Genomic DNA, 24,655 nt, shown 5'->3' with positions numbered 1-24,655 from the left:
ACCTTTTGCGTTCAGCGCTGAGATGACTGCAGGATGTCGCTGCGAACTTCTGACTGCACGGCATTGATGTCTTCGCCACGGCTGCAGAGCTTGAGTGGCAGCTGTGTGGCCTTGAACTCATAGACCGCGTGGCGGGCACGGCGGTAACCGGCCGGGTCGGCGCAATCGGTGCTGGCCACAGCGCCACGTTTGACCCAGTAGCGCACCAGATCCGGTGGATGTGGTGTCCAGGTCACCTGCACGTTGCCATTTGCCAGTGGCTCGATGCTGACGTCCGGTGCCGGTACGCTTGCCGCCGGTAGCAGCTGGACGGGTAGGCTCAGGCTGTTGGCCATGAGTGCTGGCGAAGGCAGTTGCTCGGGAGATTCGACGCCGATCAGGCACAGGAAGTACCAGCCCGGTGTGTTGCCGATCGGTTCATCGATGTGGTTCTCCTGGGCAGCCACGGTGCCGCTGTAACCGGTTGGCACTTCACAGTCGAGCGGATCGCGCACCGTTTTGTAGCGATAGCGTGGCGTATCGATGCTGAACAGCGTATCCCAACCTGGCGCTGGCAGCGTGCCGTCGGCGCTGGCCAGCTTCAGGGTAGGTTTGACCCGTCGCTGGATCTCGGCCTGGAAGCCTGGCAGCAGTTGGCAGTGCTCCAGTGTCAGGTCGGCACGGCCTTCGGCGAAGCAGCCGCGGATGCGCTGCACCGGCATGGCAACATTGGATGAGACGCCGGCAACCGGCGTGCCGCTGTCGAACAGGCAGGGCGTGTTCAAGCCGCACTCAGCCGAGGTTGCGCTGACCACGCTGTTGATCACGGCGACCAGGCGCTGCTCGCTGTCCAGCACCGGGCTGCCGGACGCGCCTTCATCGATGCCGGGGCAGTCATTCTGCTGAACGTTGCGCCAGACCCAGGGGTATTCGATGGCGACAGCGGTGGCCTGCGCACGGCACTCGGCGCTGCGCAGGCCCGCATCTGCAGCGCTGGTGGCGAAAATTGCCTGGACTGCGCTGGGGGCCGGCCCGGGCGGGGCAAAAGGCAATGGTGTAACGCCGCTGGCCATCACTTCGGCAAGCGTCACGTCGAGTTCGAGCAGGGCCAGGTCGGTGCCTTGCATGCTGCTCCAGATGCGCTGTTTGAGGGTGAAGGTCTTGCGCGCTTGCGGGGTGTCGACGAAGTAGTTGAACGCAATGTTGCCCGTTATCGGTTGCTCACCGGCGATGATGCCGTTGCGTCTGTCGACGCAGTGGCCTGCGGTCACCAGATACGCGGGGCCGTCGCTTTGCGCAGCGCCGGTGCGGCTGTCGATCAGGCTGGCGATGCATTCGCGTCGATTGTCGAGTGACAGGCGGCCGATGCCGCTCCATTGCTGACTTTGTGACTGCGCGTTGAGCAATGGCTGTGGGGCTGGAGCGGCGGGTTCGGCCAGGGCTGGCAGTGAGCAGCAGAGCAGGCTCAAGGCAAGCAGGCTTGGTTGCAGGTTGGGCATGGCAGGGTCCTCCGGATGATTGCCGATTGCAGGCTGCCATCCGGGGGCCGGGGTGAGTGTTACATAGTGCTTGCGCGCGACTCGACCTAGCGGTTGCTGTAACGACCGTGCTTGCCGTGGGCGGGCATGGCCTGATTACCGCGCTCGGCGATCATCTGCGTCAACCCGATCAGCTCGATGCCCTGGGCACGCAGGCGTGGCAGTTCGCGCTCGAGCACCTCGAGAGTCTGTGGATACGGGTGGCCGATCAGCACCGCCGAACCCTGCCGGCGGGCCAGCTCGATGCCTTGCTGCAGTTGGCCGGTAATTGCTGCAGTGGTGCGTTCATCGTCGAGAAATACATCCCGCGAGACATGCGCCAGGCCGTCTTCCTGAGCCTTGGCGGCAGCCACCGTGGCGGCACTGGTGCGGCTGTCGACGAAGAACAGGTCACGCCGTTGCAGCTCGCCCATCAGCCAGGCCATGGCCTGCGGCTGTGACGTCATCCGGCTGCCCATGTGGTTGTTGACGCCGGCGGCATAAGGCACCTTGACCAGCGCAGCGTCCAGGCGCCGGGCCAGCTCTTCGATCGGCAACCCGGGGTGCCAGGCGTAGGGACCGGTGGCCGGGTCCATCGGCATGTGCAGGATCACCGTCTTGCCGGCTTTATGGGCCTGGCGGGCGAAGTCGCTGGCGTGCGGGGTGTCGGGCATCACCGCCATGGTCACCGGGCCGGGCAGGGCAAGGGTGCGCTGGTCGCGCTCGATGCTCTGGCCAAGGTCGTCGATGATGATGCTCATGTAAGCCTTGGCCGGCGCCGCGTGGGCAGCGCCGGCCAGCAGGCAGAACAACGTCAACAGCAGATAACGCATCAGCGGATCATTCGCCCTTGGTGATGTTCAGGCCTTTGAGCAGGCTCAGCGCCTGGCTCAGCTGGAAGTCATCATCCTGCGGACGCTCTTTGCGCTTGCTGCTGCCGGTCGGGCGGTCAGCGCCGCCGTTGCCGTTGCCCAGGTGACCTTGCAGGTCGGCTTCCTTGAAGTTCTCGGTGTCGGCCTCGGCGGTGAGCTTGGCCTGGCGCACTTCGATATCAGGGACGATGCCCTGGGCCTGAATCGAGCGGCCGTTGGGGGTGAAGTACAGCGCGGTGGTGAGCTTCAGGGCGCGGTCATTGGCCAGCGGCAGCACGGTCTGCACCGAGCCTTTGCCGAAGCTGTCGGTGCCCATCAGCACACCGCGTTTCTGGTCTTGCAGGGCGCCGGCGACGATCTCCGAAGCCGAGGCGCTGCCGCCGTTGATCAGCACTACCAGTGGTACGCCTTCACTGGCGTCGGCCGGGTCGGCCGAGAAGCGCAGCTCGGAGTTGGCGATGCGGCCTTTGGTGTAGACGATCAAGCCTTTGGTGAGGAAGTGGTCGGCCACTTCGACCGCCGACTGCAGTACGCCGCCGGGGTTGTTGCGCAGGTCGAGCACGACCCCGCGCAGCTTCTTGCCGTTGTCCTTGCGCAGCTTGGCGAGGGCCTTGCCGACTTCTTCGCCGGTCTTGACCTGGAACTGGGTGATACGGATATAGCCATAGCCGCTTTCCAGCAGTTGGCTCTTGACGCTCTTGACCTGAATGACGGCACGGGCGAGGGTCACGTCAAACGGGGTGCCGCCATCGCGGACCAGGGTCAGGGTGATCTTGTCGCCGATCTTGCCGCGCATCTTGTCGACCGCTTCGGTCATGCTCTGGCCACGGGTCGGCGCGCCGTTGATCTTGACGATCAGGTCGCCGGCTTCGATGCCGGCACGCGAGGCCGGGGTGTCGTCGATTGGCGAGACAACTTTGACGAAGCCGTCTTCCATGCCCACTTCGATGCCCAGGCCGCCGAACTCGCCACTGGTGCTTTCCTGCAGCTCCTGGAAGTCTTCCGGGCCGAGGTAGGCGGAGTGTGGGTCAAGGTTGCTGAGCATGCCTTTGATGGCGTTTTCCAGCAGGGTCTTGTCGTCCACCGGTTCGACATAGGCGGCCTTGATGCGGTCCATGACTTCGGCGAAGGTGCGCAGCTCTTCCAGCGGCAGCGGCGACTTCGCCGTGGCCTCGGGAGCTGGCGTTGCGGCTGGCTTGGCCGGCTCGGCGGCATGGGCCAGGGGCGCGCCGATCGCCAGGGCGACGGTCAGGGCCAGTTGGGTGAGGCGAGGCGAGTGCAGCATGTCGAACGAACTCCTGATCCTGTTGGCGCTCCCGCAGGAGCCTCGGTGCAGCCACCGTAAATAAGTTGAAATGCCTAGCCACGGCACCATTGCGCCGGGTCGCTCGGGCGGCCCTGCTGACGAATGGCAAAGTACAGACCTGCGCTTTCCTGGCCACCGCTGTCACCCACGGTGGAGATGGCTTCCCCAGCCTTGACCACATCACCGGCGCTTTTGAGCAGGCGTTGATTGTGGCCATATAAGCTCAGATAGCCATTACCATGGTCGAGAATGACCAGAAGTCCAGCCCCACGCAACCAATCAGCAAATACCACTCGGCCGCCGTGGACCGCGCGAACCTGGGTGCCACTGCTGGCGCTGATCATCACGCCATCCCACTTGGCGCGGGCATCACCGCCACGGGCATCACCGAAGCGTGCCAGCAGTCGACCATTGACTGGCCATGGAAGTTTGCCCCGCGCAGCAGAAAATGCACCGCCATAGTTGGCGCCATCGCCGGAAACCATCGGACCGAGGGTGGTCAGGGCCTTTTTCGGTGGCTCGGCCGGCGCCTCGGCTGGGGCCTGGCGTGCGGCCAAGGCCTCCTGCTGGCGGCGTTGTTCGGCTTCGCGCTGAGCGATCAGGGCTTTTTGCCGCGCCTCTTCCGCTTCGCGGGCCTGGCGCGCGAGGGTTTCTTCGATGGTCTTGAGCACCTTGCCCAGTTCGGCCTGGTCCTGCTCACGGGCTTGCAGCTTCTGGTCGCGCTGCTTCAAGTCGCTGTTGAGCTTGGCCAATACCGCCTTGCGCTTGTCGCGCTCGGCTTCAAGCTCCTGCCGGCGGCTGTCGAGGTTGCCGCTCTGGGCAAGCAACTGCGCCTGCTGGCTGGCAATGTCCTTCTCGACATTGGCCAACTGACGCAGGGTCTCGTTGAATACGCGCAACTGCTCCATGCGCGCCTTGCTCAGGTAATCGTAATAGGTGAGGGTACGGGCGAATTTCTCCGGGTTCTGCTGGTTGAGCAGCAGTTTCAGGTATTCCTCGCGGCCGTTGTTCTGATAGGCCGAGCGAGCCTGACTGGCAATCAGGCCTTGTTGTTCAGTGCGGGCGGACTGGAGTTTTTTTTTCTCGGTATCAAGGCGCTCCAGTTCGCCCTCGGTCTTTTTTAGTTCTTGCTGCAGGGCCTCCACCTGCTTTTCCAGGTTACCGATGTCGGTCTCGGTGCTCATCAGGTCTTTTTGCACACCGGATTTTTCTTCCTGGAGCTTGCCCAGCATCTTCTTGAGCTCGGCGATGTCCTGGCGGGTGGCATCCAGTTGTTGCTGGGTCTGTGCGCGCTCATCGGCAAAGGCCGGGCTGAGCAGGCATGACAGGGCGAGAAGGATCAGGGCGCGGAACATGGAGTGGGCGTACCAGGGATGGAGACTGGCCTAGTATGCCCGCCTGGGCCTGCAAACAAAACGCCCCGCGGCATTTGCAGCGGAGCGTTTGTCTGGAAACAGCGGTATGGCGGGCGGTTTATTCGACCAGAATCGAAGTCCCGGTCATTTCTGCCGGGATCTCCAGGCCGAGCAAGGTCAGCATGGTTGGCGCAACATCGGCCAGCACACCGCCTTTACGCACCTTGAGCTGGCGCTTGCCGACATAGATGAATGGCACCGGCTCGGTGGTGTGCGCGGTATGCGCCTGGCCGGTGCTCTCGTCTTCCATCTGCTCGACGTTGCCGTGGTCGGCGGTGATCAGTGCTTCGCCACCGACTTTGTCCAGGGCCTCGACGATACGCCCGACGCAGGTGTCGAGCGCCTCGACGGCTTTGACTGCAGCGGCAAACACGCCGGTGTGGCCGACCATGTCGCCGTTGGCGTAGTTGACCACGATCACGTCGTAGCGCTGCTGCTCGATCGCTTCGACGATGCGATCGGTGACCTCGGGTGCGTTCATCTCGGGCTGCAGGTCATAGGTGGCAACCTTGGGCGACGGGATGAGGATGCGCTCTTCGCCTTCGAACGGCTCTTCGCGGCCACCGGAGAAGAAGAAGGTGACGTGGGCGTACTTCTCGGTTTCGGCAATCCGCAGTTGGGTCTTGCCTTTCTTCGCCAGGTATTCGCCGAGCACGTTGTCCAGGCTGGCCGGAGCGAAGGCTGCCGGCGCGGGGATCTTCGCCGAGTACTGGGTCAGGCCGATGAAGGCTGCCACTTTTGGTTGGCGGGTGCGGGCGAACTCGTTGAAGTCGGGCTCGACGAACACCCGCGACAGCTCGCGAGCGCGGTCGGCGCGGAAGTTCATGAAGATCACTGCATCGCCGTCTTCGACAGAGACCGCTTCGCCAATCCGCGTGGCCTTGACGAATTCATCGCTCTCGCCGCGCGCGTAGGCCGCTTCAAGCCCTTCCACGGCGGTAGCCGCAGTGTGGTCGGCACTGGAATCGACGATCAGGTTGTAGGCCGCCGCGACGCGGTCCCAGCGGTTGTCGCGGTCCATCGCGAAGTAGCGGCCGATGAGGCTGGCGATACGGCCCTTGCCCAGCTTGGCAAAGGCAGCATCGACCAGCTCGAGCGACGACTGCGCGCTGCGTGGCGGCGTGTCGCGGCCATCGAGAAACGCGTGCAGGTAGATCTTCTCGGCGCCGCGCTGCGCGGCCAGTTCGGCCATGGCGATCAGGTGATCCTGGTGGCTGTGCACGCCACCGTCGGAGAGCAGGCCGAGGATGTGCACGGCCTTGCCGGCGCCGACGGCCTTGTCGACTGCACCGCAGAGCACCGGATTGGTGAAGAACTCGCCATCGCGGATGGCCTTGGTTACCCGGGTGAAGTCCTGGTACACCACGCGGCCGGCGCCGAGGTTCATGTGGCCGACTTCGGAGTTGCCCATCTGCCCGTCAGGCAGGCCGACGTCCATGCCCGAGCCGGAGATCAAGCCGTTCGGCTGGGTAGCGCGAAGGCGATCGTAAACCGGCGTCTGCGCGGCAAGAATGGCGTTGTATTCGACGTGTTCGCTGTGCCCGAAACCATCAAGGATGATCAGGACCAGAGGCTTGGGGGTGTTCGTCATCAATCGCACTCACGGTTGCCAGAAGATGATAAAGACCCGATTTTAGGGCAAATGCGCCAGCCAGGGCGAAAATTCATCGTGTTTGCCGACTGGCGCTGCAACGTTTGCAGATGAATGCTGCACGCCTGCCCGGCGGGCGGGCTTTGGTGGGCCTTGGCTGCTGTGTATACTGGCCGACATTTTCAATCGCGTGGAACACACCTGATGGTTGCTAACCTGATTACATTTGCCACAAACCACTTCATTCTGGTGGCGATTTTCTTTGTTCTGCTGATCCTGCTGTTGCTCAACGAAATCCGTCGTGGCGGCCAGAGCCTGAGCAACGGCCAGCTGACTGCGCTGGTCAACGCCGACAAAGGCGTGGTGCTCGACATCCGCACCAGCAAGGAATTCGCGGCCGGCCACATTGTTGGCGCCCTGAACATCCCGCAAGACAAGCTCGCCAGCCGTATGGCCGAGCTGGAAAAGCACAAGGACAAGACCCTGATCGTGGTCGACAGCATGGGCCAGCAATCCGGTACCCATTGCCGTGAACTGCTCAAGGCTGGTTACACCGCGGCCAAGCTCAGCGGTGGTATTTCCAGCTGGAAAGCCGATAACCTGCCCCTGGTGAAGTGATATGAAGCCCGTCATCGTCTATTCCAGCGACTATTGCCCGTTCTGCATCCGCGCCAAGCAACTGCTGCAAAGCAAAGGCGTGCCGTTCGAGGAAATCAAGGTCGACGGCAAGCCCCAGGTTCGCGCTGAAATGAGCCAGAAGGCCGGCCGTACCTCGGTGCCGCAGATCTGGATCGGCAGCACCCACGTCGGTGGTTGCGATGACTTGTACGCCCTCGAGCGCACGGGCAAGCTCGACAGCCTCCTCGCGGCCTGAATCACACCGCATTCAACCCATTAGGATTAGGATCAGCCATGACTGAGCAACAGACCAACGGCGCTGCTACCGACGACAACGCAGCACAATTCTCCATGCAGCGTATCTACGTGCGCGATCTGTCTTTCGAAGCACCGAAGAGCCCGCAGATCTTCCGTCAGCAGTGGGAGCCGGCTGTTTCGCTGGACCTCAACACCCGTCAGAAAGCCCTGGAAGGCGACTTCCATGAGGTCGTGCTGACCCTGTCGGTAACCGTCAAGAACGGCGACGAAGTGGCCTTCATCGCGGAAGTGCAGCAGGCCGGTATCTTCCTGATCAAGAACCTCGACCCGGCTTCCATGAGCCACACCCTCGGTGCGTTCTGCCCGAACATCCTGTTCCCGTATGCGCGCGAAACCCTGGACAGCCTGGTTACCCGCGGCTCGTTCCCGGCGCTGATGCTGTCGCCAGTGAACTTCGACGCCCTGTACGCGCAAGAGATGGAGCGCATGCAGGCCGCCGGCGAAGCACCGTCGCTGCAATAAGCACGGCTGCCAGACCGAGAAAAGCGCCCTGTTGGGCGCTTTTTTTGTGGCTCAGACAAAGCCCTGCTGGCGCCAGGCTTCATACACTGTCACTGCCACGGTGTTGGACAGGTTCAGGCTGCGACAGCCCGGGCGCATCGGCAGGCGCAGCTTCTGCTCGGCGGGCAGGGCGTCGAGTACCTCGGCCGGCAGGCCGCGGCTTTCCGGACCGAACAGGAAGGCATCGCCCGGTTGATAGGCAACCTCGTGAAACGGGTGCGAGCCTTTGGTGGTGAAAGCGAACAGGCGCGGCTGACCGAGGCTTTCCAGGCACGCTGCCAGGCTCTCGTGGCGCTTGAGCGTGGCATACTCGTGGTAGTCCAGCCCGGCCCGGCGCAGGCGTTTGTCGTCCAGCTCGAAGCTGATCGGCTCGATCAGGTGCAGGGCGCAGCCGCTGTTGGCACACAGGCGGATGATATTGCCGGTATTCGGCGGAATTTCTGGTTGAAAAAGGATGACGTGAAACATGCACGGCTCCAAGCGTGAAGATGACGAGCATTCTACCCCTGAACCGGATCAGCGTTCGAAAGCGTTCCCGCGGGTCATGCTGTCGCTGGCCATCGTCGGGGTGATGGTCGGCTTGATGATCGGCCGCCTGACTACACCCGAAGAGCGTGTGCTGGAGCAGATCGGGGTCGTGCAGGGCGGGCTTGACCTGTGGTTCAACGAAGAGCCAAAGCTGCATGGCGAGAACGTCGAAGGCACGGTGGCGATTGTGTTCGAAGCGAAGGGCAAGGCGCAGCGCGGGCAACTGATGCTGGAGGAGAAACCGGTGGGATGGCGTTTGCAGAACAGCGACAAGGGCTTGCTGCTGACGGTGGTGGCCGCGCGCCCCCTGCAGGGCGAGTGGAGCGCTGCAGAGGACGCGGGACGCTGGCGTGTGCAGGTGAGGCTGCACGAATAAAAGAGGGGATTCCCGGCCTGCCTGTACCGAGGTCCCCAGAACTTGCTCGACTTGCGAATAAAATAGGGGTCACCCGGCCTGCCTGTACCAGGGCCCCCGAAACTGGTTGTGCAATAGCTATTGCAGGGGGCGTGCCAGGTTTGTAAAAGCAGTGTTTGTTGGACTTTGCGGGTGATTTGGCCGGGATTTGAGGTCGTTTTTGCCTTGCGGCGGTGCGTTGAGCACGATCTCGGTGCATGGCCTGGAAATGGTTGGGGCCTATCCAAACCTAGCGCGGTCCCTGTAGGAGCGGCCTTGTGTCGCGAAAGGCCAGCGTAGCTGGCCCGGCAATGTTAGCGGCGAAGCTGAGATCTGGGGCCGCTACGCGACCCTTTCGCAACACAAGGCCGCTCCTACAGGGACCGCGCTGGGCCGGGCTGCCCAGCATCACGCCGATACCCGGCGGTGTGCTTGAGTGCGGTCTCGATCTTGATCCGTTCGAAGCCCGGTATTGGCCTGGAAATGGTGGGGCAGCTACAGAAGGCGCTGATCCAGAACCCTGCCCCTGTAGGAGCGGCCTTGTGTCGCGAAAGGCCCGCAAAGCGGGCCCGGCAATGTTAGCGGCGTAGCTGAGATCTGGGGCCGCTGCGCGACCCTTTCGCGACACAAGGCCGCTCCTACAGGGACCGCGCTGGGCCGGGCGGCGCGTCAGGCGTGGATCAATGATCGTCGCCGTCGTCCTCATCGCCGCCGTCGATCTTCATCCCCAGCCCAGCAACACCGCAGCATCACGCCGCCGCCCGGCGGCACTGGCCTTCAAATGGCTGGGGCCGCTACGCGCGGTCTGTGTAGGAGCGGCCTTGTGTCGCGAAAGGCCCGCAAAGCGGGCCCGGCTGTGTCAGCGGCGGAGCTGGGATTTTGGGGCCGCTACGCGACCCTTTCGCGACACAAGGCCGCTCCTACAGGGACCGCGCTGGGCCGGGCTGCGCGTCAGGCGTGGATCAATGATCGTCGCCGTCATCCTCGTCGCCGCCGTCGATCTTCATCCCCAGTTCCTTGATCTTGCGGGTCAGGGTGTTACGCCCCCAACCCAGCAACACTGCAGCATCACGCCGCCGCCCGGCAGTGTGCTTGAGCGCAGTCTCGATCATGATCCGTTCAAAGCTCGGCACAGCGCTGTCGAGCAGATTCGACTGCCCCCGCGCCAACGCCTGATCTGCCCACTGGCGCAGTGCCTGCTCCCAGTTGGTCACCGGCGCAGCATCCTGCGGCAGGTTGAGCAGCTCCGGCGGCAGGTCACCCACCAGCACTTCGCGGCTGGAGGCCATCACCGTGATCCAGCGGCAGGTGTTTTCCAGCTGGCGCACGTTGCCCGGCCACGGCAGGTTGCGCATGAACTCTTCGGTTTCCGGCTTGAGCAATTTAGGCTCGACCGACAACTCCTGCGCCGCCCGCCCAAGGAAGTGCCGGGCCAGAGTCGGGATATCCTCACGGCGGTCGGACAACCGCGGGATATGAATGCGGATCACGTTCAGGCGGTGGAACAAGTCCTCGCGGAACTTCCCCGCCTGGACCAGGGTTTCCAGGTTCTGGTGGGTTGCGGCAATGATGCGCACATCGACCTTGACCGGAATATGCCCGCCAACCCGGTAGAACTCACCGTCCGCCAATACCCGCAGCAGGCGAGTCTGGGTGTCGGCCGGCATGTCGCCGATCTCGTCGAGGAACAAGGTACCGCCATCGGCCTGCTCGAAGCGGCCACGGCGCAGGTTGGCAGCGCCGGTGAATGCACCTTTCTCATGGCCAAACAGCTCTGACTCCATCAGGTCCTTGGGGATCGCCGCCATGTTCAGGGCAATGAACGGCGAAGCAGCCCGCGGGCTGTGACGGTGCAGGGCGTGTGCAACCAACTCTTTACCGGTACCCGACTCGCCGTTGATCAACACGGTGATGTTGGAGTGGCTGAGGCGGCCGATGGCGCGGAATACTTCCTGCATCGCCGGCGCTTCGCCAATGATTTCCGGGGTGCGCGTCAGCGTCGGCGCAACGTGCAGGCCTTGCTGCTCCTGAGCGTGCTGGTTGGCGCGTTTGACCAGCGAGACCGCCTCGTCAACGTCGAACGGCTTGGGCAGGTACTCGAAGGCGCCACCTTGATAAGAGGCTACTGCGCTGTCCAGGTCGGAATGCGCGGTCATGATGATCACCGGCAGACGCGGATGCTGCTCGCGAATCTGTGCCAGCAGGTCGAGGCCGCTGGCACCCGGCATGCGGATGTCGGAAATGATCACGTCCGGCTGCTGCCGGGCCAGGCGACCCATGACCCCGTCAGCGCTGTCGAAGCTCTGGGTGGTCATGCCCTCCTGTTGCAGGGCTTTTTCCAGGACCCAGCGGATGGAGCGATCATCGTCGACGATCCACACGGTTTCACTTCGGCTCATGGGGCAGTGGCTCCTTGTTCCAGAGGCAGGAAGATCGAGAAGGTGGTGTGGCCGGCATGGCTCTCACACTCGATCAGGCCCTGGTGCTGGCTGATGATGTTCTGGGTAATGGCCAGGCCGAGCCCGGTACCGTCCGGGCGCCCGCTGACCATGGGATAGAAGAGGGTGTCCTGCAGTTCCGCCGGGATGCCGGGGCCGTTGTCGGTGATTTCGACGCGGGCGACCAGGCGGTGGCGGATGTGGCCAATGGTGAACTGGCGCACTGCGCGGCTGCGCAGGCTGATGCGGCCCAGGCGCAGTTCGTTCTGGCTGCTGATCGCCTGCATCGCATTGCGCACGATATTGAGTACGGCTTGAATCATCTGCTCGCGGTCGATCAGTACATCCGGCAGGCTCGGGTCGTAATCACGCACCAAAGTGATGCAGCCCTGGCTTTCGGCCTCGACAAGGCTGCAGACGCGCTCCAGTACTTCGTGAATGTTGGTCATCGCCAGCGACGGCAGTTTGTTCGAGCCGAGCATGCGGTCGACCAGGTTACGCAGGCGATCGGCTTCTTCGATGATCACGTTGGTGTAATCGCGCAGGCCGTCATTGGGCAGTTCGCGGGCGAGCAATTGCGCCGCACCACGAATGCCGCCCAGCGGGTTCTTTATTTCGTGGGCGAGGCCGCGTACCAGCATCTTGGTGGTTTCCTGCTTGGACAGCTGGGCTTCTTCCTTGGTGATGCGCAGCAGTCGGTCGCGGGGGTGCACTTCAAGCAGCAGCAGGGTCTGGCCTTGATGCAGGATCGGCGTGACGGCGTAATCGACGGTAATGCTTTGCCCGGTCAGCGAGGTCAGCTGCGCTTCACGCTTGGTGAACGGATGCGCCTGTTCGACGGCCTGGCGCAGCGAGTTGAGCGCTTCGCTCGACTCGGTGAACAGCTCGCTGATGAACTGCCCGTGGCTGCGCTGGCCACTGACGGCCAGGAGCATTTCCGCGGCCGGATTCATGTACTCCAGGCGCAGCTCGGCATTGAGCAGCAGGGTAGCCGTGGTCAGGTTGTCCAGAAGCAGTCGGTGCTGCGCATCGCTGATGGTCATGGGGCGTCGTCGACCTCTTTTGGCACATGGGTCGCCGTTGGCTGAGCCAAGGGCGGGCGCGCTGGTGATCCGCGTGATGGTTTGAAAATGCAAGAAACAAACCAAGGCTCCGAAAAGAAGCGCAATTACCGGAAAAAGCCCTGTTCATGCGCTATTGCAGGCCAAAAACTATCGATGAAACGATTCACTTGAACCATATTGGGCTGCATGGCAGAGCAGTAGGCTCAGCTATGCACCAATATAGAGCATCTTGGTCGCGTGCTCAGTCGCAGAGCTGTCCGGTAGCGCGGATCATGCCGGCACGGTGCAGTGCATCGCCCTGGCGTTGCGCCAATGCCAGGGCCAGCTTGCGCGCGCACTGGCGGCTGCGGGTTTGATCGAAAGACGCCAATTGGTGCAGCAGGTCTGTCTGCAGGCCGTCCAGCCGCGGGCGGATGATGCGTTGCAAGTCATGCCGTGGCAGTGCCGGCGCCGCTCCGGCGAGCTGCCATTGCGACAGCCGCGCATACTGCACCAGCTTGTTGGCCTCTATCTGATCATGAAAGAACGCCGCTGCACGGGCAGGGTCAAGGCCATGGCCAGGCGCCGCGCTGCGCACGCCAGCAATGATGGCCTGTTCGCGCTCGGTTGCCTGGACGGGCTGGGCGTTATCCCATTTATGCAACGCCACCACATCGGCCACGGCCAGTCGTCGCTCGATCAGGTCAAGCAGGGGTGAGAAGGCGGGATCATCAGGGGTGGCGCTGCAGCCGCTCAGGCCGAGGGTGCAGGCGAGGATAAAGAGGGCAAGGCGCATCGGCAGTCTCCTTTTCAATGGAGGCTGGAAGTGTGCGGTGATGCCGAGGGTGCGCAAGTCGGACGCTTCTGAAAATCCTGTCTGGCGAAACGGAAAACGGCCTCCCGAGGGAGGCCGTCTTCAGTTGATGCCTAGCGACGACAGGCGTCGCTCACATCAGCAGCTGTAGTACAGCTCGTATTCCAGTGGGTGCACGAAGGTGCGCACCTTGATTTCCTCTTCGCTCTTCAGCTCGATGAAGGCATCGATGAAGTCGTCGGAGAACACGCCGCCCTTGGTCAGGAACGCACGGCCTTTATCCAGCTCTTCCAGAGCTTCTTTCAGGCTGCCGCAGACTTGCGGAATGTCCTTGGCTTCTTCTGGTGGCAGGTCGTAGAGGTTCTTGTCGGCAGCATCGCCTGGGTGAATCTTGTTCTGGATGCCGTCCAGGCCAGCCATCAGCAGGGCCGCGAAGGCCAAGTATGGGTTGGCCGATGGGTCCGGGAAGCGTGCTTCGATACGGCGAGCTTTCGGGCTGCTGACGTAAGGAATACGGATCGAGGCCGAGCGGTTACGAGCCGAGTAGGCGAGCATTACCGGTGCTTCGAAACCTGGGACCAGACGCTTGTAGGAGTTGGTCGACGGGTTGGTGAAGCCGTTCAGTGCCTTACCGTGCTTGATGATGCCGCCGATGAAGTACAGGGCGGTATCGGACAGGCCGGCATAGCCTTCGCCAGCGAAGGTGTTCTTGCCGTCTTTCCAGATCGACATGTGCACGTGCATGCCCGAGCCGTTGTCACCGTACAGTGGCTTGGGCATGAAGGTAGCGGTGCGGCCGTAAGCGTCGGCAACGTTGTGCACGACGTATTTCAGGGCCTGGACTTCGTCAGCTTTCTTCACCAGGGTGTTGAACTTGACGCCGATTTCGTTCTGACCGGCAGTCGCCACTTCGTGGTGGTGAACTTCAACGATCTGACCCATTTCTTCCAGTGCGTTGCACATGGCAGTACGGATTTCGTGGTCGTGGTCGAACGGAGGTACTGGGAAGTAGCCGCCTTTGACGCCTGGACGGTGGCCTTTGTTGCCGCCTTCGATGTCAGCACCGGTCATCCACGAGCCTTGCTCGGAGAAGATCTTGAACATCGAACCGGAGATGTCGGACTGGAACTTCACTTCGTCGAAGATGAAGAACTCAGGCTCTGGGCCGGCGAACACGGTGTCACCCAGGCCAGTGCTCTTGAGGTACTCTTCAGCGCGCTTGGCGATCGCACGTGGGTCGCGATCGTAGCCGAGCATGCTCGACGGGTCGACGATGTCGCAGGTGATGATCAGGGTTGGTTCTTCGGTGAACGGGTCGAGTACAGCGGTATCGTCAACCGGCATCAGGATCATGTCGGAGGCTTCGATGCCTTTCCAGCCGGCAATCGACGAACCGTCGAACATCTTGCCGACTTCAAAGAAGTCTTCGTCCAGACCATCACGCGCCGGCATGGTCACGTGATGCTGAGTGCCTTTGGTGTCCGTGAAACGCAGATCAATCCACTTGACGTCATGATCTTTGATGAGTTGAACCGACTTCGACATGTTGTCCTCCGGAGGGTCTAGAGCGCGGTGGGCCGCTGCCCTGGAAAAAGGGTGTTGCTGGGCGCGGATAGTCGGCCAAGCTTACCTGCCTCACAAGAGAGCAAATTGCATGCCAGTGCCCGAAAATGGCGAGCTTGGGATAAAAGTGGGCGTTCAAGGGCATTTGTGAAGGTTGGTCGTGGTAAAAGCGCACTCTTAAGAGGCGATTATTCCGGTGGGTGCACAATAATGGTGCGATCGGTAACGCGGCGCACTGCTCGAGGGCGAAATGCGCCTTCTATGGACACGCTCTGAATGTCACTGATAATTCCGCTAAGAATCGGCCGAACGGGCCGGTCCTGACGGGCTTCCAACCTTTCTGTTCAAAAGTTGGTCAAATCCTGAGCAATTTCCGCTATAATTCGCGCCCCTCATTTTCGGCAGGCCCTGGGCGCGCTGTTTACCCATGAAACTCATCGTCAAAGTCTTCCCAGAAATCACCATCAAGAGCCGGCCGGTGCGCAAGCGCTTCATCCGTCAGCTCTCGAAGAACATCCGCAACGTGCTCAAGGACATCGACCCTGAGCTGAAGGTTGACGGTGTCTGGGATAATCTCGAAGTGGTCACCCGCCTCGAAGACGAGAAGCTTCAGCGCGAGATCATCGACCGGCTGTCGTGCACGCCGGGGATCACCCACTTCCTTCAGGTAGAGGAATACCCGCTGGGCGACTTCGACGATATCGTCGAGAAGTGCAAGGCGCATTACGGCCATCTGCTGGCCGGCAAGCGCTTCGCCGTACGCTGCAAGCGTGGCGGCCACCACGACTTCACCTCGATGGATGTCGACCGTTATGTTGGCAGCCAGTTGCGCCAGCAGTGCGGCGCCGCCGGTATCGACCTGAAAAACCCGGAAATCAAGGTGCGGATGGAAATTCGCAACCAGCGCCTGTACGTCATCCACAATCAGCACCAGGGCATCGGCGGTTATCCGCTGGGCGCACTGGAGCAGACCCTGGTGTTGATGTCCGGTGGTTTCGACTCCACCGTTGCGGCCTATCAGATGATGCGTCGCGGCCTGATGACCCACTTCTGCTTCTTCAACCTTGGCGGCCGTGCCCATGAGCTGGGAGTGATGGAAGTCGCTCACTACCTGTGGAAAAAATACGGCAGCAGCCAGCGCGTGCTGTTCATCAGCGTGCCGTTCGAAGAAGTGGTCGGCGAGATCCTCGGCAAGGTCGACAACAGCTATATGGGCGTCACCCTCAAGCGCATGATGCTGCGTGCTGCGGCCAACATCGCCGACCGCCTGCAGATCGACGCGCTGGTCACCGGCGAGGCGATTTCCCAGGTGTCGAGCCAGACCCTGCCCAACCTCACGGTGATCGATCAGGCCACCGACAAGCTGGTACTGCGGCCGCTGCTGGCCAGCCACAAGCAGGACATCATCGATACCGCTTATCAGATCGGCACAGCCGAGTTTGCCAAGCACATGCCAGAATACTGCGGCGTCATCTCGGTCAACCCGACTACCTGCGCCAAACCGCAGCGGGTTGTCTATGAGGAGGCCCAGTTCGATATGCAGATCCTGGAGCGCGCGCTGGAGCGTGCCCGCTTCATTTCGATCGACCATGTAATCGACGAACTGAGCCAGGACATTCAGATTGAAGAGGTGGCCGAGGCCACTCCAGGCCAGATCGTCATCGACATTCGTCACCCCGATGCGCAAGAGGATCAACCTCTGGTGATCGACGGTATCGAAGTCCAGGCCATGCCTTTCTATGCCATCAACAGCCGCTTCAAGCAGCTCGATGGCAACCGTCAGTACCTACTTTATTGCGACAAGGGCGTCATGAGTCGCCTGCATGCGCATCATCTGCTCAGTGAGGGACATGCCAATGTGCGTGTTTATCGTCCGGCATAAACTGCCAGGGCTGTATGGCGGCAGCATCCGCCATCGCCCTCCCGACCCGCGGGCCCGCTGAGCCTTTTACCTTCATATTGGCCGTCTAGAATGGGCGGCAACCGAATCCTCTGATCGAGATACATTTGTGATCGAAAATCTGCGTAACATCGCCATCATCGCCCACGTTGACCATGGTAAAACCACTCTGGTCGACAAACTCCTGCGTCAGTCGGGCACCCTGGAGCGTAACGAGCTCAATGACGAGCGCGTCATGGACTCCAACGACCAGGAGAAAGAGCGCGGTATTACCATTCTGGCGAAAAACACCGCCATCAACTGGAATGGCTACCACATCAACATCGTCGACACCCCCGGCCACGCCGACTTCGGTGGCGAAGTTGAGCGTGTAATGTCGATGGTCGACTCCGTGCTGCTGCTGGTCGACGCCCAAGACGGCCCTATGCCGCAAACTCGCTTCGTGACCAAAAAGGCTTTCGAAGCTGGCCTCAAGCCAATCGTTGTAATCAACAAGGTTGACCGTCCGGGCGCGCGTCCTGATTGGGTTCTGGACCAGATCTTCGATCTGTTCGACAACCTCGGCGCTACCGACGAGCAGCTGGACTTCCAGGTCGTCTACGCCTCGGCCCTGAACGGCATTGCCGGTCTGGACCACACTGCCATGGCCGAAGACATGACCCCGCTGTACCAAGCGGTTGTCGACCACGTTCCACCACCTGCTGTTGACCGTGACGGCCCGTTCCAGATGCAGATCTCCGCTCTGGACTACAACAGCTTCCTCGGTGTTATCGGCGTTGGCCGTATCGCCCGTGGTCGCGTCAAGCCGAACACTCCGGTTGTGGCCATCGATGTCGACGGCAAGAAGCGTAATGGCCGTATCCTTAAGCTGATGGGTCACCACGGTCTGCACCGTGTCGACGTTGAAGAAGCTGCCGCCGGCGACATCGTCTGCATCAGCGGTTTCGACGAGCTGTTCATCTCCGACACCCTGTGCGACCCGTTGAACGTCGAGGCGATGAAGCCGTTGACCGTCGACGAGCCAACCGTTTCCATGACCTTCCAGGTCAACGACTCGCCATTCTGCGGTAAAGAAGGCAAGTTCGTGACCTCGCGTAACATCAAGGACCGTCTGGACAAAGAGCTGCTGTACAACGTTGCACTGCGCGTTGAAGAAGGCGACTCGGCTGACAAGTTCAAGGTTTCCGGTCGTGGTGAGCTGCACCTGTCGGTACTGATCGAAACCATGCGTCGCGAAGGCTTCGAGCTGGCCCTGGGCCGTCCTGAAGTGATCATTCGTGAAGTCGACGGCGTCAAGCAAGAGCCGTTCGAAAACGTCACCATCGACATCCCAGAGGAAGCTCAGGGCAAGGTCATGGAAGAGATGGGCCTGCGTAAGGGCGACCTGAGCAACATGGTCCCGGATGGCAAAGGCCGTGTGCGTCTGGAATACAACATCCCTGCTCGTGGTCTGATCGGTTTCCGTAACCAGTTCCTGACCCTGACCAACGGTGCTGGCATCCTGACCTCGATCTTCGATCGCTACGCTCCAGTCAAGTCCGGCCACATGTCCGGCCGTCAGAACGGCGTACTGGTTTCGGTTGAAACCGGCAAAGCCCTGACCTACTCGCTGGAAACCCTGCAGGCGCGCGGCAAGCTGTTCGTCGAGCACGGTCAAGAGATCTACTACGGTCAGATCATCGGCCAGAACAGCCGCGACAACGACCTGGGTGTAAACCCAACCAAAGGCAAGAAGCTCGACAACATGCGTGCTTCGGGTAAAGACGAAACCATCGCTCTGGTTCCGCCGGTTCGCTTCACTCTGGAACAGGCTCTGGAATACATCCAGGAAGACGAGCTGTGCGAAGTCACGCCTAAGTCGATCCGTCTTCGCAAGAAGATCCTCGACGAAAGCGAGCGTACCCGCGCTGCCAAGAAAGCCAAGATCTGATCCAGCGCGGCGGCTACGGCTCCACTGGAGCCGGCAGCCCTCGCCCTGATCTATCGTTGGTCAGCAAAACGCCCGATGCCTAGCATCGGGCGTTTTGCGTTGTGGGCCTGCAGTCGCGTGGTTTGTTATTGCAACAGACTGCTGACATGCATCAGGCTCGCGTCGTTCAGGCTGCCAGTGGCAGCCAGCAGCTCGAGCTGGGCCATCAGCAAGGTGTGCCGTTGCTCGGCCAGGCGCAGGTCGGCATCGCTGAATTGCTGCTGGGCATCGAGCACCTCGGTGTTGATCCGCGCGCCCGCTTCAAAGCCCTTGGTCACCGACCTCAGGTTGACCTCGCTGGACTTGCGCGACTGGCGCAGCGCGGCGTAACGGCTCAGGCCGCTGCTCACCCGCAGGTAGGCCCGCCGCGCCGCCAGCGCAGCATCGCGGCGGGCATCCTCCAGGTCGTCCTCGGCCTTGCCCTCAAGCGCATGGGCTTCGCGCACCTTGCTGCTGGTGCGGCCCCCTGCGTACAACGGAATATCCAGCTTGATCCCGACCACGGTCTGCCGATAGCGCGCTTCTGGCAGGGTCACGTCATACAGCTCGCCGCCCACCGCTGCAAAGCGACCATGGGCGGCGATCAGGTCAACCGTTGGCAGATGACCGGCGCGCTCGCGCTCGATACCCATCTGCGCCAGGCGCTGGTCGATCTGCGCCGCCTGCACCGCCAGGCTGTCGGTCCGCGCCTGGCTCGCCCAGTCGTCGATCGATGCCGGTTGCGGTGCGCTGAAGTGGATATCGCGGCCAAGGCTGGCAGCAGGCAAGCGGTGACTGGCGGTGAGTTGCGCGAGGGTTTCGTTCGCCAGGTCGAGCATGCCGCGCGCGCTGATCAGCTCTGCCTGGGCTTCATCGTGACGCGCCTGGACCTGCTCAAGCGTACTGCGGGTGGTGGCACCGTCACCGAGCAAGTGCTCGATACGTGCCTGCTGCTGGGCCAGGGTCTGCAGTTGCTGGGTGCGCGCGTTGAGCCCTTCACGCGCCAGCAATACATCCAGGTAGGCTCGGGCAACGCGCAGCATCAGTTCCTGCCGGGCCTGTTCAATGTGCACTTCGCTGGCGCTTACGCGCAATTTGCTTTGATCGTGAGCAACCACGTTTTGCCAGCGCAGCAGGGGTTGGGTGAGGACCACGGCGTAAGCGTTGGTGTTGTCGCGGTTGTGCCGGTAATACGAAGACTCTTCGCGGTCGACCCAGGCTGCGCCGCCTGTGGCCGACAGGCTTGGCAGCAGATCGGCGCGTCGTTGCAGCTGGCGCTCGGTGCTGACCGCTGCTTGCGCCTGCACCGCAGCGAACTTCATGTCGTGGCTCAAGGCCTGCTGATACAGCGTGTACAGGTCATTGCCAGCGGCGGCCGGCGAGAGGCTCGCCAGCGCCAGGCAGACGATGCCGGCCAGCGGGGAGAAACGTTCAGGGTACAGCCCGGGAATACGCAAGGGATGGCTCCATCAGAGATCTATCGGGCGAGGGTGCTGCGACGCATCAGCAGCATCATGGGAATACCGACTGCCATGACCGCCCCAAGGGTGCCGAACAGCATGCTGAACGCCAGCATCTGCGCCTGCTCGCGCGCCTCAAGGTAGGGCATCAAAACGGTCGCCTGCTGGCTGCTGGTGGCCAGTGACAGAAACAGCGGATCTTTGCCGACAGCGCCCCAACCACTGGCGATCAGCGACCCTTCGGTGACGTGCTCGGACAACAGCCGGTAGCGCTCCCAGGCATAGCGCGTGAGCAAGGTGGCGGCGATGGCGATACCGACGCTGCCGCCCAGCTGGCGCATCAGGTTGAGTACCCCTGAGCCGCCGGAAACCAGATGCAGGGGCAGGCGGCGCATCGCCAGGTTGGTCAAAGGCACGAAAATCATCCCCAGCCCGAGGCCGCGGATGACCAGTGGCCAGTACAATGTGTCGGGGTTGCTGGCCAGGGTGAATTGGGTGTGCAGGTACATCGCGTAGCAGTACAGGACGATCCCCGCAGTCACGAAAATGCGCTCGTCGATCTTGTTTTCCTGCGACAGCTTGCCGATCACCAGGGTGCTGATAGCGCTGGCCACCGCGCCGGGGAAGATCACCAGCCCGCTCTGATAGGCACTTTGCTGCAGCAGTGTCTGTAACAGCAGTGGCACCATGAACAGCGTGCTGTAGAGGCCAAAGCCGACACAGAAAGCGCAGACGCAGCCCATCAGAAACTCGCGATCCTGAAACAGGCTGACGTTGACGATAGGGTTGGCGGTGCGTCGCTCCCACCAGAAGAAGCCCAGCAGGCTGAAAACGCTGATCAGAACACAGGCAACCGTCCAGTCCGACTCGAACCAGTCCCAGTGTTCGCCACGTTCAAGCAGGATCTGCAGGCTGCCGACGCCCAGGGCCAGCAAGCAGAAGCCGCTGTAGTCGACGCTGCTGGGTTTGTGCTCGTTGGGCGAGTCGCTGATGCACAGCCAGCACAGCAACAACGCCACCGCGCCGATCGGCAGGTTGATCAAAAAGATCCAGTGCCAGGACAGCGCATCGATCAGATAGCCGCCAACGCTGGGGCCCAGGGTTGGCCCCATCATCACCCCGACGCCATACAGGGCCATGCCGGTGCTGACCTTTTCCTTGGGGAACACGTCGTAGATGATCGCTTGCGAGATGCCCAGCAGGCCGCCACCGGCCAGCCCCTGGAGGATACGAAAGGCGACCAGTTGCCAGAGTTCGGTGGACATTGCGCAGCCCAGCGATGCCGCGACGAATAGCGCCGTTGAAACGATGTAGTAGCGGCGCCGGCCAAACCAGGCCGAGAGCCAGCCGCTGGCGGGCAGAATCACCACGTTGGCCACCACGTAACCGGTGGACACCCAGGAAATCTCGTCCACCGATGCACCGTAGGTGCCCATCAGGCTGGGGATGGCGACGTTGACGATCGTCACGTCGAGCAGCTCCATCATCGACACCAGCGTGACGGTGAAGGCGATCAGGTAGGGCGACCTCATAGCGCTGCACTGCTTTGCTTGGGCGCGTGCACCTCGACGAAGGCACTCATGCCGGGGCTCAACAGCTGGTCGTAGGGCGGCTCAAGTTGATCCAGGGCGATACGCACCTGCAGGCGTTGCACCACCTTGGTGAAGTTGCCGGTGGCGTTTTCCTGGGGCAGCAGGGAAAACCGTGCGCCCGTCGCAGGAGCCAGGCTCTGCACCGTGCCGCTGAAGCGCTGGTCAGGGAACGCGTCGACGGAGATTTGCACCTTTTGCCCCACGCGCACGCGGCCAACCTGGGTTTCCTTGAAGTTGGCGACGATCCACAGCGGCTCGCTGCCGATCAGGCTCAACAGTTTTTGCCCGGCAACAACATACTGGCCAGGCTCGACCTCCTTCTTCGATACCACACTGGCCAGTGGCGCGGTCTGGCGGGTGTCCTCCAGGCGGATACGCGCCAGCTCCAGGTCGGCCTTGGCGGCGTCGATGCGGTAGTCCTGAACCTTGAGTTCGGCCTTGTTGGCCAAGGTGCTTTGGGCAGCCGCGCGGGAGTTGCCACGGGCGACTTCCTGAGCGTGGTTCAAGGCCTCGAAGCGGGCCCTGGCGCTTTCCAGATCCTGCGTGCTCATCACCCCTTGGCCATGCAGGCGGGTGGCGCGCTGGTAGTCGTTGCGGGCTTGTTGCACGGTCGTGTGGGACTGCGCCAGAGCCGCCTCGGCTGCCTGGCGCCGGGCCATGGCGCCGAGGATCTGGCTGTCCAGCTGGCCCGGGCTGCCGTCCTGGCCAGCGGCCACGCGCAAGGCCTGCCAATGGGCCTGGCGTTGGTCGAGCTGCTGCAGGTATTCGCTGTCGCGGATCTGGAACAGCAGATCGCCCTTGGCCACTGCCATGTTGTCGTGCACCGCAACCTGCTCGACCACCCCGGAGAGCCTGGCCCGCACCGGCACGATGACGCCTTCGAGTTCGGCATTGTCGGTGCTGACATAGGTGTTGGCGTAGTGCCAGCGTTGCCACCCGAAAAACCCCAAGCCAGCGACGACAGCGACCGCGAGTGTCAGCTTGATGAGCTTGTCTTTGGTCATGTCCTGGATACTCCCGTCTCATGTAGGTTGGCCCGTGCGGGCCAACGGCAACGCCTGTGGTCAGAGGCTGGCTTCCAGCTCGGCGCAGTGCGTCTGGCGCGGTACACGCGGGCTGGCCTGGGCCAGCATCTGTTGCACGCCATCCCACAGGGCGATGCGTGCAGTCAGCGCATTGCGGGCGTTGTCGACCATGTCGCGGTGCTGCTCGGAGGTGACGATCTCGGCGATGATGCGTTTGGCGGCGGGGCCATGGTCGTCGCCGTCCATTTCGATGTGGCGCTTGAGGTAGTAGGTGAACATCGGTGCTTGCGCTTCGCTGACCGACCATTCCTTGAGCAAACCGCCGAACATGTCCGGGATGATGTCTTCGCGACCAAAGAAGAAGTAGGCGAGCACCGCTTCGGTGGTGCCGTGCTGGGCAACGTCCAGGGTCTGGCAGACGAACACTTTGGCCGGTACCGGAATGGCCGGATCGGCCAGGGCCAGGCTCAGCGGCGTGCCGGCCACGATGGCGGCGAGGAAGCGGCGGAACACCGAGGTGTCGGCGCCGATTTCCTCCATGGCGATCAGGTACAGGTCCAGGTGGCTGATAAAGCCGCCGTCGGGGTGCTCGTCGGTTTCTTCGCCGACCACGATCTCGTTGATCAGGCGGGCTGCGGTGATGTGGACCGGCGGCACCCAGGGCAGGGTGACGCAGGTCAGGTCGCGCTGGATGCGTTTGAGCAGGGTCATGAAGTCCCACACGGCAAACACGTGTACTTGCATCAAGGTGCGCACGTCCTCGACGCTGCGGATCCCGGCAAACACTGGGTGGCTGCACAGCTGCGCGCGCTCGCGCTCGATGTGGCTGTCGATATCGAATGACATAGGTGCTCCTGCTGCCTGTCGATCAGGCATGTTGTCCATGGGGTGAGGTCAGTGTTTTGCGCTGTAGCGATGGCGCCCCGAGGCGTATCTGAACGCGCTGAAAAAGCTTGTTTCGAGCAGGTGGCGCTGGTCGTCATACCAGCCATGCTCGAGTAATTGGCGGTGCACCTGTGGCAAGCGCCAGCAAGGCACGCCGGGATACAAGTGGTGTTCCAGGTGATAGTTGGAGCCTGCGTGCAGCCAGGTGCTCAGGCGAGCTGTCCGCGAGCGTGCCGGCGGCGCCGGGTGTTCGGCGCTGAAGGCATGCTCCTGATAGGCATTGATCGCCGACACCAGAAACGCCACCAGCAAGGCGCCCGCCAGGCCGATCAGCAGCCCATCGATGTACCAGGCGCCAATCCCGTAGAGGGACAACCAGGCCACCTGGCAGAACAGGTTGAAGCGTGCCAGCCCGCGCACCTGGCGCGCCGGCATGGGTAGCGGCGAGGGCTGCTGCAGCGCGCCGAAGGCCAGCCTGCAGGTGGCCTGCAGGTAGCGCAGGGTGGCCATCAGGCGCGACAGGCTGATGCGGCTCAACACGCCACGGTAACGACAGAACAGGCGGTAATCCGGGTCCTTGTCGCTGTTGCTGTGGCGATGGTGTTGCCAATGGTCGACGAAGTAACCGGTGACACAGAACCCCGGCAGCAGCGCACTGACCAGCACACCCAGGCAGGCGCTGTGCAGCGGCGTGCGGCTGAGGTTGAAGTGCATGCCCTCATGGCCAAGGATGCCCTGCAGGAACAGGCCATAGCCGGCTACCAGCAGCAGTGGCGAACAGAGCAACATGCGGCTGGCCGAAGCGCCGCCGGCCAGCCACACGAACAGGCCCAGCGGCAGCAGGTACAGGGCCAATGCATAGCCGATCACCAGGGCCGACTCCGCCGACCGCGCCTGGAACAGCGTACGGTCCAGGCGCAGCGGCGATCTGCGTGGGGTGAGCATGGC

21 protein-coding genes are annotated in these 24,655 nt (G+C 62.3%); 6 read left to right on the top strand and 15 right to left on the bottom strand.

The genetic code is table 11. The features are described 5' to 3' along the window. Window positions 1–11: 11 nt before the first annotated feature. From ACQZ2L_RS01080 to gpmI, 5 genes are all read right to left on the bottom strand, one after another. Window positions 12–1,478, bottom strand: a complete 1,467-nt coding sequence (locus ACQZ2L_RS01080) for a trypsin-like serine peptidase (RefSeq protein ID WP_430324378.1) — start codon at window positions 1,476–1,478, stop codon at window positions 12–14. Between the two features lie 86 nt (window positions 1,479–1,564). Further along, window positions 1,565–2,329 carry a divergent polysaccharide deacetylase family protein gene (locus tag ACQZ2L_RS01075; RefSeq protein ID WP_430324377.1) on the bottom strand — a complete coding sequence of 255 codons (765 nt, stop codon included), beginning with the start codon at window positions 2,327–2,329 and terminating at the stop codon, window positions 1,565–1,567. A 7-nt stretch (window positions 2,330–2,336) separates the two neighbouring features. After that, window positions 2,337–3,653, bottom strand: a complete 1,317-nt coding sequence (locus ACQZ2L_RS01070; RefSeq protein ID WP_101315598.1) for a S41 family peptidase — start codon at window positions 3,651–3,653, stop codon at window positions 2,337–2,339. 74 nt (window positions 3,654–3,727) lie between these two features. After that, window positions 3,728–5,029, bottom strand: a complete 1,302-nt coding sequence (locus tag ACQZ2L_RS01065) for a murein hydrolase activator EnvC family protein (protein ID WP_430324376.1) — start codon at window positions 5,027–5,029, stop codon at window positions 3,728–3,730. Between the two features lie 118 nt (window positions 5,030–5,147). Beyond that, entirely contained in the window at window positions 5,148–6,680 is a 1,533-nt protein-coding gene (gpmI, locus tag ACQZ2L_RS01060) for a 2,3-bisphosphoglycerate-independent phosphoglycerate mutase (RefSeq protein WP_430324375.1), read from the bottom strand. 204 nt (window positions 6,681–6,884) lie between these two features. On the opposite strand from gpmI, the gene ACQZ2L_RS01055 reads away from it, so the two are divergent. Genes ACQZ2L_RS01055 through secB form a run of 3 tightly spaced genes read left to right on the top strand, consistent with a single transcriptional unit; the run spans window position 6,885 to window position 8,078 of the window. Next, window positions 6,885–7,298, top strand: coding sequence for a rhodanese-like domain-containing protein (locus ACQZ2L_RS01055; RefSeq protein ID WP_101315604.1), 414 nt, complete (start codon window positions 6,885–6,887; stop codon window positions 7,296–7,298). A gap of 1 nt (window position 7,299) precedes the next feature. Next, window positions 7,300–7,554 carry a glutaredoxin 3 gene (gene grxC / locus ACQZ2L_RS01050; RefSeq protein ID WP_430324374.1) on the top strand — a complete coding sequence of 85 codons (255 nt, stop codon included), beginning with the start codon at window positions 7,300–7,302 and terminating at the stop codon, window positions 7,552–7,554. A 38-nt stretch (window positions 7,555–7,592) separates the two neighbouring features. Then, on the top strand, window positions 7,593–8,078 hold the full coding sequence (gene secB, locus ACQZ2L_RS01045; protein ID WP_430324373.1) for a protein-export chaperone SecB: 486 nt from the start codon (window positions 7,593–7,595) through the stop codon (window positions 8,076–8,078). A gap of 51 nt (window positions 8,079–8,129) precedes the next feature. On the opposite strand, the gene trmL is transcribed toward secB, so the two are convergent. Continuing rightward, window positions 8,130–8,585 carry a tRNA (uridine(34)/cytosine(34)/5-carboxymethylaminomethyluridine(34)-2'-O)-methyltransferase TrmL gene (gene trmL, locus ACQZ2L_RS01040; RefSeq protein ID WP_103435738.1) on the bottom strand — a complete coding sequence of 152 codons (456 nt, stop codon included), beginning with the start codon at window positions 8,583–8,585 and terminating at the stop codon, window positions 8,130–8,132. Here trmL and ACQZ2L_RS01035 point away from each other — a divergent pair. Continuing rightward, window positions 8,584–9,021, top strand: coding sequence for a hypothetical protein (locus ACQZ2L_RS01035; RefSeq protein ID WP_150571220.1), 438 nt, complete (start codon window positions 8,584–8,586; stop codon window positions 9,019–9,021). The genes trmL and ACQZ2L_RS01035 overlap by 2 nt on opposite strands. Window positions 9,022–10,001: 980 nt before the next feature. On the opposite strand, the gene ntrC is transcribed toward ACQZ2L_RS01035, so the two are convergent. The 4 genes from ntrC to glnA form a co-directional block, all read right to left on the bottom strand. After that, a complete protein-coding gene (gene ntrC / locus ACQZ2L_RS01030) occupies window positions 10,002–11,438 on the bottom strand; it encodes a nitrogen regulation protein NR(I) (protein WP_101315613.1) in 1,437 nt (478 codons plus the stop codon). Continuing rightward, the gene (gene glnL / locus ACQZ2L_RS01025) at window positions 11,435–12,520 is read right to left on the bottom strand and encodes a nitrogen regulation protein NR(II) (RefSeq protein WP_430324371.1); all 1,086 of its coding nucleotides are present in this window, start codon (window positions 12,518–12,520) and stop codon (window positions 11,435–11,437) included. Before glnL ends, ntrC begins: the two co-directional genes overlap by 4 nt. 262 nt (window positions 12,521–12,782) lie before the next feature. Further along, on the bottom strand, window positions 12,783–13,316 hold the full coding sequence (locus tag ACQZ2L_RS01020; RefSeq protein ID WP_430324369.1) for a chorismate mutase: 534 nt from the start codon (window positions 13,314–13,316) through the stop codon (window positions 12,783–12,785). A 156-nt stretch (window positions 13,317–13,472) separates the two neighbouring features. Next, entirely contained in the window at window positions 13,473–14,879 is a 1,407-nt protein-coding gene (glnA, locus tag ACQZ2L_RS01015) for a type I glutamate--ammonia ligase (protein ID WP_101315620.1), read from the bottom strand. 445 nt (window positions 14,880–15,324) lie between these two features. On the opposite strand from glnA, the gene thiI reads away from it, so the two are divergent. Both thiI and typA read left to right on the top strand, forming a co-directional pair. Beyond that, complete coding sequence (thiI, locus tag ACQZ2L_RS01010) at window positions 15,325–16,779, top strand: tRNA uracil 4-sulfurtransferase ThiI (protein ID WP_103435741.1); 1,455 nt, start codon at window positions 15,325–15,327, stop codon at window positions 16,777–16,779. Between the two features lie 127 nt (window positions 16,780–16,906). Further along, window positions 16,907–18,727 (top strand): translational GTPase TypA, encoded by a 1,821-nt coding sequence (gene typA / locus ACQZ2L_RS01005; protein WP_103435742.1) that lies wholly within the window; start codon window positions 16,907–16,909, stop codon window positions 18,725–18,727. Window positions 18,728–18,852: 125 nt separating this feature from the next. On the opposite strand, the gene ACQZ2L_RS01000 is transcribed toward typA, so the two are convergent. From ACQZ2L_RS01000 to ACQZ2L_RS00980, 5 genes are read right to left on the bottom strand one after another with little or no spacing between them, the layout of a single operon-like run. Next, window positions 18,853–20,202: a TolC family outer membrane protein gene (locus ACQZ2L_RS01000; RefSeq protein ID WP_430324368.1), complete on the bottom strand. Its 1,350-nt coding sequence runs from the start codon at window positions 20,200–20,202 to the stop codon at window positions 18,853–18,855. Between the two features lie 20 nt (window positions 20,203–20,222). After that, window positions 20,223–21,737 (bottom strand): DHA2 family efflux MFS transporter permease subunit, encoded by a 1,515-nt coding sequence (locus tag ACQZ2L_RS00995; protein ID WP_430324366.1) that lies wholly within the window; start codon window positions 21,735–21,737, stop codon window positions 20,223–20,225. Next, a complete protein-coding gene (locus ACQZ2L_RS00990) occupies window positions 21,734–22,801 on the bottom strand; it encodes an HlyD family secretion protein (RefSeq protein WP_430324365.1) in 1,068 nt (355 codons plus the stop codon). Before ACQZ2L_RS00990 ends, ACQZ2L_RS00995 begins: the two co-directional genes overlap by 4 nt. A gap of 60 nt (window positions 22,802–22,861) precedes the next feature. Continuing rightward, window positions 22,862–23,668 carry a DUF3050 domain-containing protein gene (locus ACQZ2L_RS00985; protein WP_430324364.1) on the bottom strand — a complete coding sequence of 269 codons (807 nt, stop codon included), beginning with the start codon at window positions 23,666–23,668 and terminating at the stop codon, window positions 22,862–22,864. Between the two features lie 48 nt (window positions 23,669–23,716). Beyond that, the gene (locus tag ACQZ2L_RS00980; protein WP_430324363.1) at window positions 23,717–24,652 is read right to left on the bottom strand and encodes a fatty acid desaturase family protein; all 936 of its coding nucleotides are present in this window, start codon (window positions 24,650–24,652) and stop codon (window positions 23,717–23,719) included. Between the last annotated feature and the right edge of the window lie 3 nt (window positions 24,653–24,655).

The sequence above is a fragment of the Pseudomonas shirazensis genome (genome assembly GCF_050496565.1).
Classification (GTDB): Bacteria; Pseudomonadota; Gammaproteobacteria; order Pseudomonadales; family Pseudomonadaceae; genus Aquipseudomonas; species Aquipseudomonas shirazensis_A.
Note: the sequence above shows the minus strand (reverse complement) of the source record. Positions and strands in the feature narration are given on the sequence as shown.